Raw genomic sequence first — 767 nt, 5'->3', positions numbered from 1 at the left:
AGAACGCCACGCCCATGCAGATGAAGATGTTTCTCACCCGTCTGGGCGAGAACTCGCGCATGGTGGTGACCGGCGATCCTTATCAGTCCGACCTGCCGTCCGGCGTGACCTCGGGCCTGCAGGACGCGGTCGACCGGCTGAGCGGCATCGATGGCATCGCAGTGGTGCGCTTCGATGCGTCCGACATCGTGCGTCATCCCCTGGTGCAGAAGATCGTGCAGGCCTATGAGCCTCATGAACCGCCGTCCGCGACGTTCGAGGACGGCGTCGCGAGGACGCTCGGCCGCGGACCGAGCAACCCGGCTAAGGAACAATGAACGACGACAGTAGTCACCCGATCGAGGTGGCGGTCGAGGCGGAAGCCTGGCAAACGGCCGTCACCGATCCGATCGGGCTGGTACGGAGCACTGCCCAACTCGCTTTGGCAGAGGCGGCTCCGGCACCGTTGCAGGACGCGCAGCTCTCGGTGGTGCTGACCGACGACCCGCGCATCCGCCGCCTGAACCACCAGTGGCGCGGCAAGGACCAGGCGACGGATGTCCTGTCCTTTCCAGCCTACGACCCGGACCTGCCTTTGCCGCCCGGCTGCCGGCCGGAGCTCGGCGACATCGTGATTGCACTGGAGACCGTGCAGCGCGACGCGGCCCAGGCCGGTCTGCCGCTCGACCAGCATCTGCGCCACATGATTGTCCACGGCGTCCTGCACCTCTTGGGCATGGACCACGAGACTGGCGAGGCCGACGCCCTGGCGATGGAGCGGCTGGAAG

The 767-nt window shown here is 67.0% G+C and carries 2 protein-coding genes; both read left to right on the top strand.

The features are described 5' to 3' along the window. Nucleotides 1-317: PhoH family protein (locus EQG76_RS08630; protein WP_200840662.1), on the top strand; the 317-nt coding region annotated here is incomplete at its 5' end. Continuing rightward, the coding region (ybeY, locus tag EQG76_RS08625) for an rRNA maturation RNase YbeY (protein ID WP_159712476.1) at nt 314-767 on the top strand (454 nt) is incomplete at its 3' end. The genes EQG76_RS08630 and ybeY, both read left to right, overlap by 4 nt.

Source organism: Geminicoccus flavidas, from assembly GCF_009806515.1.
GTDB lineage: Bacteria > Pseudomonadota > Alphaproteobacteria > Geminicoccales > Geminicoccaceae > Geminicoccus > Geminicoccus flavidus.
Note: the sequence above shows the minus strand (reverse complement) of the source record. Positions and strands in the feature narration are given on the sequence as shown.